Genomic DNA, 6,762 nt, shown 5'->3' with positions numbered 1-6,762 from the left:
CGACACAGTGGCAATGAACACATTTTTCAGGTGAATAGCGAAGCCTCCCACGATAGATCATGCAAATTTGGCCTTTGTACTTTTCTTTCGTTAAGCAATTTTCCTCAAAATGGATATTTAGGTCTAGAATATTTAGAGTATCTTTGATAAGCTGAGTATAAGACATCTTGAGTCCTCCTTATGAATGGTTATGCCAAATCAATTCTAAAGGATTTCAAGGTGTCTTTTCTATCTTTTTTTCTCAATAAAAAAGATGTCAGTGGAATCCACCAACATCAAAAAGTATAGAGCCTAAAAAACAAAGCATGAAATATGTTTTGTTTTTTTTTTGTTAAATATAAGGAAGCATATGAAATTCAATCATGCGCCAATCGAACATCATGTAATATCTATCGCTTTATACCTGTGGCAAGAAACAATGAAGCATCTTTTTTCATAAATAATTTCGAGCCATGATAAAAGGTATAGCTAGAGACTGATTGAAATCCTGCTTGAGTCAATTGTTCTGAAAGAATGACTTGGTCAAAGCCATTATGGACTTTTGGGTGTTCGATTTGATCATTTTTGTTAAAGTCAACAATGAAAAGTTGCCCATGATCGTTTAACAGTTGAAAAAGTTTCGTCAAAATCGTTTCTGTTTCTGGAATATGCAAGAGCACCAAAGTAACTAAAAGAACGTCTGCTTTGATTTTTGGTAATTGCTGTGAAGCATCTGCCTGAAGTGTATGAGCGTTTGGAATAGCCAATGTCTTGATTTTTTGATCAGTGATGGCTAACATTGATTCTGCTGAGTCCACGATAGTCAATTCTTTGAATCTTTTTGCAAAAGGTAAGCTGACTAATCCAGTTCCTCCTCCATAATCAATGATTGTTTTGTCAAGGGTCTGTTCAGGTAGATTTTTTTCTATCTCTTTACGAATGATTTTAGCAAGTGCCAATCGCTCTGGTGTATCGTAATGATTCGCTAAATGATTGAATATATCGGTCATATGATCTCTCCTATCTTCGTTAAAGAGAGTATACCAAAATAATCTCCCGACACCTATTGTTTGTTGCCTCCAAAATAGATTCTGTAGGAGAGAGAAGAGAGATTTTTGAGACTTTATTTTCTATTCGAAAATTCTCACTGTAAAAAAAAGCGGAAATCAAGTATAATACCATAGGAACAAACTGGAAGGTGAAAGAAGACATGGCACAATTATTTTTTAAGTATGGCGCAATGAACAGTGGAAAGACGATTGAAATTTTAAAAGTAGCCCACAACTATGAAGAACAAAATAAGCCGGTTGTTTTGATGACAAGCGGAATTGATACAAGAGACGGAGTCGGCGTAGTTTCAAGTCGAATCGGCTTGAAGAGAGAGGCAATACCTATCTTTGAAGATACGGATGTATTTGAGGTCATTCAAAAAATGGATCATAAACCTTATTGTGTATTGATTGATGAAGCGCAATTCTTAAAGAAAAAACATGTTATTGAATTCACGAGGATTGTGGATGAATTGAACATTCCGGTTATGGCATTCGGATTGAAAAATGATTTTCGAAACGAATTATTTGAAGGCTCAAAATATTTATTACTATATGCAGATAAAATTGAAGAAATGAAAACGATCTGTTGGTTTTGTCATAAAAAAGCAATGATGAATTTACATTATATCGATGGAAAACCGGTGTACGAAGGAGACCAGGTACAAATCGGCGGGAATGAAGCCTATTATCCGGTCTGTCGAAAACACTATTTTCACCCATTGATGATTACAGAAGGAGAATAAGCATGTACGATCAATTACAATCAATCGAAGACCGTTACGAAGAGCTTGGAGAGTTACTAAGCGATCCAGAAGTGATCTCGGATACAAAACGTTTTATGCAGCTTTCCAAAGAAGAGGCAAGCACACGTGAAACAGTAGAAGTCTATCGTCGCTATAAAGAAGTCGTTGATGGAATCAAGGATACAGAAGAGATGTTAGGCGAAAAACTAGACGATGAAATGGCAGAAATGGCCAAAGAAGAATTGTCTGACTTGAAAAAAGAAAAAGAAGTATTAGAAGAAAAAATCAAAATCTTACTTCTTCCGAAAGACCCGAATGATGATAAGAATATCATCATGGAAATTCGTGGAGCAGCAGGGGGAGATGAAGCAGCGCTATTTGCTGGTGATCTTTTCAATATGTATCAAAAATACGCAGAATCTCAAGGTTGGCGTACAGAAGTCATGGAAGCAAGCGTGACAGGTATCGGTGGCTATAAAGAAGTAATCATGATGATTTCTGGAGAGAATGTGTATTCTAAATTAAAATATGAAAGTGGCGCACACCGAGTACAACGTGTTCCTTCAACAGAATCTCAAGGGCGTATCCATACCTCTACTGCAACAGTGGTAGTCATGCCAGAAGCTGAAGAAGTAGAAATCGACATAGAAGATAAAGATATCCGTACAGATATCTATCATGCTTCAGGAGCTGGTGGACAGCACGTCAATAAAACAGCATCCGCCGTTCGATTAACTCACCTTCCAACAGGGATCGTTGTGGCAATGCAAGATGAACGTTCTCAGTTGAAAAACCGAGAAAAAGCAATGAAGATTTTACGTGCTAGAGTGTATGATAAAATACAACAAGAAGCGCAAAGTGAATATGATGCGAACCGAAAATCAGCGGTAGGTACAGGAGATCGTTCAGAACGTATCCGAACTTATAACTTTCCACAAAATCGCGTGACCGATCATCGAATTGGCTTGACGATCCAAAAACTTGATCAAATCTTAGCCGGTAAATTAGATGAAATTGTTGATGCATTGATCATGTACGATCAAACATCCAAATTGGAAGCTATGCAAAATGGATAAGCAGACGTATCGAGAAGTCCTTACATGGGCTTCTTCTTTTTTAGAAGAACAAGGAATTGAAGGATACAGTATTCAATTTTTGTTTCTTGAACGAAAACAGTGGAAAAAAATCGATTGGCTGTTGCATATGAACGATTTTATTTCGGATGACGAAAAAGCGATGATCGAAGCAGACTTACAACTGCTTTTGAAACATTATCCTCCTCATTATGTGTTAGGTTATACTGATTTTTATGGTCATCGTTTGCTTGTTACAGAAGATACGTTGATCCCAAGACCTGAAACAGAAGAACTCGTGGAACTCTGTTTACAAGAAACATCAGTAGAAGCGTTAAAAGTAGTGGATATCGGAACAGGTACTGGTGCGATCGCAATCAGCTTAAAAGCAGCGAGAAAAAATTGGCACGTATCTGCAATTGATCTATCCAAAGAAGCATTAGCAGTAGCCAAAAAAAATGCAGAAATTGAAAAGACAGAAATGAAGTTTTATCAGGGAAATACGTTAGAGCCAGTCATAGAACAAACTTTTGATGTGATCATTGCCAATCCACCTTATATCAGCGTGAATGAATGGGATATGATGGATCAAAGTGTACGCACCTACGAGCCAAAACTGGCACTGTTTGCTGAAGAAGAGGGTTTAGCGATTTATAAGAAAATAGCGAAAGAAGCGAAAACAGTTCTAGCCGAGAATGGTAAGATATTTTTAGAAATAGGCTTTAAGCAAGGTCTTGCGGTTAAGAAGATCTTCCAAGAGGCTTTTCCTAAAAGAAAAGTTGTTATCAAAAAAGATATGGCTGGGAATGATCGAATGATTTATGTGACGGATTGATGCCTGTGGATGAAAAAATTTTTTATTGTTGTTTTATAATAAAAAAACATTGATTTAATAGTAATGAAAACGAATATATCAGTTATCAACAGACTTATCCACTATTGACAAAATAGTTATCAACAATTTGTTAATAACTGAGATGAAAAGGTGCATAAATCAATAATTTTAAAATATAGGGATGTGGATAAACTGTGGAAACAAAAATATATGATGGGACACAATTAGTGGAAGCGGCACAAGAATTAAAAAAAGGAAATCTGGTTGCTTTTCCGACTGAAACAGTCTATGGATTAGGTGCAAATGCCCTTTTGCCAGACTCGGTCAAGCAAGTATTTACAGTCAAAGGTCGCCCACAAGATAATCCGTTGATAGTTCATGTGGCTTCATTTGAACAGGTGAAAGCCTATGTGGATAACTTTCATCCAGCAACTGAAAAAATTGTGAAAAACTTCTGGCCTGGTCCCCTAACACTGATATTTAAGATCAAAAAAGACAGTTTACCTAGCATTGTTACGGGAGGCTTATCCACAGCAGCTTTCCGTATGCCAGATAACACAAAAACATTAGAAGTCATTCGCACAGCTGGTGTTCCAATTGTTGGGCCAAGTGCGAATACATCAGGCAAGCCAAGTCCTACAACAGCGAAACATGTGTATCATGATTTACATGGAAAAATTACTGGAATCGTTGATGATGGAGCAACGAGAATCGGAGTTGAGTCGACAGTGATCGATTTAAGTGATCCGACAGCTGATCCAATGATCTTAAGACCAGGGGCTGTTACAAAGGAAGCGTTAGAAGCGGTGATTAAAAAGCCAGTCACTATTGACCGTCATCTAGTCCAAGCGGATGAAACACCAAAAGCACCAGGAATGAAATACAAGCATTATTCACCAGATACACGTGTTTTGATGGTTGAAAATGACGATTGGGAGGCTGCTGTAGAATGGGCGAAAGACCAGCATTTTCGGACAGGGGTTTTAGCAGGTCCGACAATTGTTGAGAATGTGCGTGAATCAGTAGCAGCAACTTATATGTATCAAGATGATTCTGTGACTGCAGCCACAAAAGGGTTATTTGCTGGACTACGAGGCTTAGATGAAAAGAAATTAGCCCTAGATTTGATTTTTGTCCAAGTTGTGCCTGAAGAAGGTCTAGGCATTGCTTACATGAATCGTTTAAAAAAAGCCGCAGGGCAAAATTATTTTAAAAAATAATTCGCAAAGGCATACTCTGATTTTTTTTTATGATACAATCTAGGAAACAAACTTAAATTGTCATTTAAAGGAAATTGTTCGTTTTTTTTAGATGGAATGATCGTTGATATATGAAGTAAAGTAGTAAAATCGTGTTCCCTTATACAAGATCTAACTACGGTTTTCATGTGTCAAAAACACTATTAAAGGAGCTGTTGTTTGTGGTAGACTACAAAACGTTTGACCCTGATCTATGGGCAGCAATTGCAAAAGAAGAAGAAAGACAAGAGAATAATTTGGAATTGATTGCCTCTGAGAATTTTGTCTCTGAAGCTGTGATGGCTGCTCAAGGAAGTATCTTGACAAATAAATATGCAGAAGGTTATCCGGGACACCGTTATTATGGTGGTTGTGAGTTTGTGGATATCGTTGAGAACTTGGCAATTGATCGTGCAAAAGAATTATTTGGAGCAAAATTTGTCAATGTACAACCACACTCTGGCTCTCAAGCCAATACAGCTGCTTATTTAGCTTTAGTGGAACCTGGTGATACCATCTTAGGAATGGATCTTTCAGCCGGTGGACATCTGACACATGGCTCGCCTGTCAATTTCAGTGGAAAGACTTATCATTTTGTGGCGTATGGTGTAGATCCAACAACAGAAGTCATTGACTATGATGTCGTGCGCATCTTAGCTCGGAAACATCAACCAAAATTGATCGTAGCTGGAGCTAGCGCTTATGGTCGAACGATTGATTTTGCAAAATTCAGAGAGATTGCAGATGAGGTCGATGCAAAATTGATGGTAGATATGGCTCACATCGCTGGTTTAGTCGCAGCAGGAGTCCATCCTAGCCCAATCCCATATGCAGATATCACTACCACTACTACGCATAAAACATTGCGTGGCCCACGTGGGGGGATGATCTTAACGAATGATGAAGTATTAGCGAAGAAAATCAATAGTGCTGTTTTCCCTGGCATCCAAGGGGGACCTTTAGAACATGTCATCGCTGGAAAAGCAGCGGCATTCAAAGAAGCACTGCATCCAGATTTTAAAGATTATTCTGAACAAATTGTGGCAAATGCAAAAGCCATGACCAAAGTGTTTAATCAATCGATCGGAACGAGAGTGGTTTCTGGCGCAACCGACAACCATTTAGTATTAATTGATGTGCGTGGCTTGGAATTAAATGGGAAAGAAGCAGAAGCAATTCTTGATCGTGTCAATATCACAGTCAATAAAAATTCCATTCCATTTGAAACATTGAGTCCTTTCAAGACAAGTGGCATTCGCATCGGTACACCAGCGATCACTACACGTGGAATGAAAGAAGCAGATGCAGAAAAAGTAGCTGAATTAGTAGTGAAAGCATTGCAATCTAAAGAAAATGAAGAACAACTAGAAGAAGTTCGTGCAGGCGTACGTGAATTGACAGAAAAATACCCACTTTATAAATAAGCATTTAGATTTTTATTGTTTAAATGGGTGCAAGAAGTCATTCAATAAAATAGTGGATAAGCAAAAGAAAAGCGAAGAGAGAGTCTTTTGGTTTTTTAAAGTCATTGTATTGTACAAAAGGTGACTGTTTTCACTGTTTTAGGAAAAGTTATTTAAAACGTAACTCTTTTTAATATTAAAAAGGAGCTTGAAAAAATAGGAGAAATTTTATTTTTTGATTCTTTATCAGGGCATTTTAATTTTTAGTTAGTGTTATATAAAACAAATGATATTTCACAAAAAAAGCTCTTTGTCACATGATCTTGGTGAAGAGAATTTTTAGAATAATTGGTGAACAGAAAGAACTATCTTCTTTCTGTTCATTTTTTTATTCTCATAACTTAAATATCAAATGCCTGTAGATAGTTAAGTATGTAAA

6 protein-coding genes and 1 pseudogene are annotated in these 6,762 nt (G+C 37.3%); 5 read left to right on the top strand and 2 right to left on the bottom strand.

Translation table 11 applies throughout. From position 1 onward, the window contains the following. Both A5844_RS13985 and A5844_RS09830 read right to left on the bottom strand, forming a co-directional pair. Positions 1-166: pseudogene (locus A5844_RS13985) on the bottom strand (ISL3 family transposase); the annotation flags it as partial. A gap of 223 nt (positions 167-389) precedes the next feature. Further along, complete coding sequence (locus A5844_RS09830) at positions 390-989, bottom strand: class I SAM-dependent methyltransferase (protein ID WP_086285006.1); 600 nt, start codon at positions 987-989, stop codon at positions 390-392. A gap of 200 nt (positions 990-1,189) precedes the next feature. On the opposite strand from A5844_RS09830, the gene A5844_RS09825 reads away from it, so the two are divergent. The 5 genes from A5844_RS09825 to glyA all read left to right on the top strand — a co-directional run bounded on the left by A5844_RS09825 (position 1,190) and on the right by glyA (position 6,344). Further along, on the top strand, positions 1,190-1,774 hold the full coding sequence (locus A5844_RS09825) for a thymidine kinase (protein WP_086285005.1): 585 nt from the start codon (positions 1,190-1,192) through the stop codon (positions 1,772-1,774). Between the two features lie 2 nt (positions 1,775-1,776). Continuing rightward, a complete protein-coding gene (gene prfA, locus A5844_RS09820) occupies positions 1,777-2,850 on the top strand; it encodes a peptide chain release factor 1 (RefSeq protein ID WP_086285004.1) in 1,074 nt (357 codons plus the stop codon). After that, entirely contained in the window at positions 2,843-3,682 is an 840-nt protein-coding gene (prmC, locus tag A5844_RS09815) for a peptide chain release factor N(5)-glutamine methyltransferase (protein ID WP_086285003.1), read from the top strand. The genes prfA and prmC overlap by 8 nt, the downstream gene beginning before the upstream one ends. Positions 3,683-3,876: 194 nt before the next feature. Next, positions 3,877-4,902, top strand: coding sequence for an L-threonylcarbamoyladenylate synthase (locus A5844_RS09810; RefSeq protein ID WP_086285002.1), 1,026 nt, complete (start codon positions 3,877-3,879; stop codon positions 4,900-4,902). 200 nt (positions 4,903-5,102) lie between these two features. After that, positions 5,103-6,344 carry a serine hydroxymethyltransferase gene (gene glyA, locus A5844_RS09805; RefSeq protein WP_086285001.1) on the top strand — a complete coding sequence of 414 codons (1,242 nt, stop codon included), beginning with the start codon at positions 5,103-5,105 and terminating at the stop codon, positions 6,342-6,344. The last annotated feature ends 418 nt before the right edge of the window (positions 6,345-6,762 follow it).

The sequence above is a fragment of the Candidatus Enterococcus wittei genome (genome assembly GCF_002140175.1).
Classification (GTDB): Bacteria; Bacillota; Bacilli; order Lactobacillales; family Enterococcaceae; genus Enterococcus_B; species Enterococcus_B wittei.
This window is presented reverse-complemented; position numbering and strand designations above follow the sequence as displayed.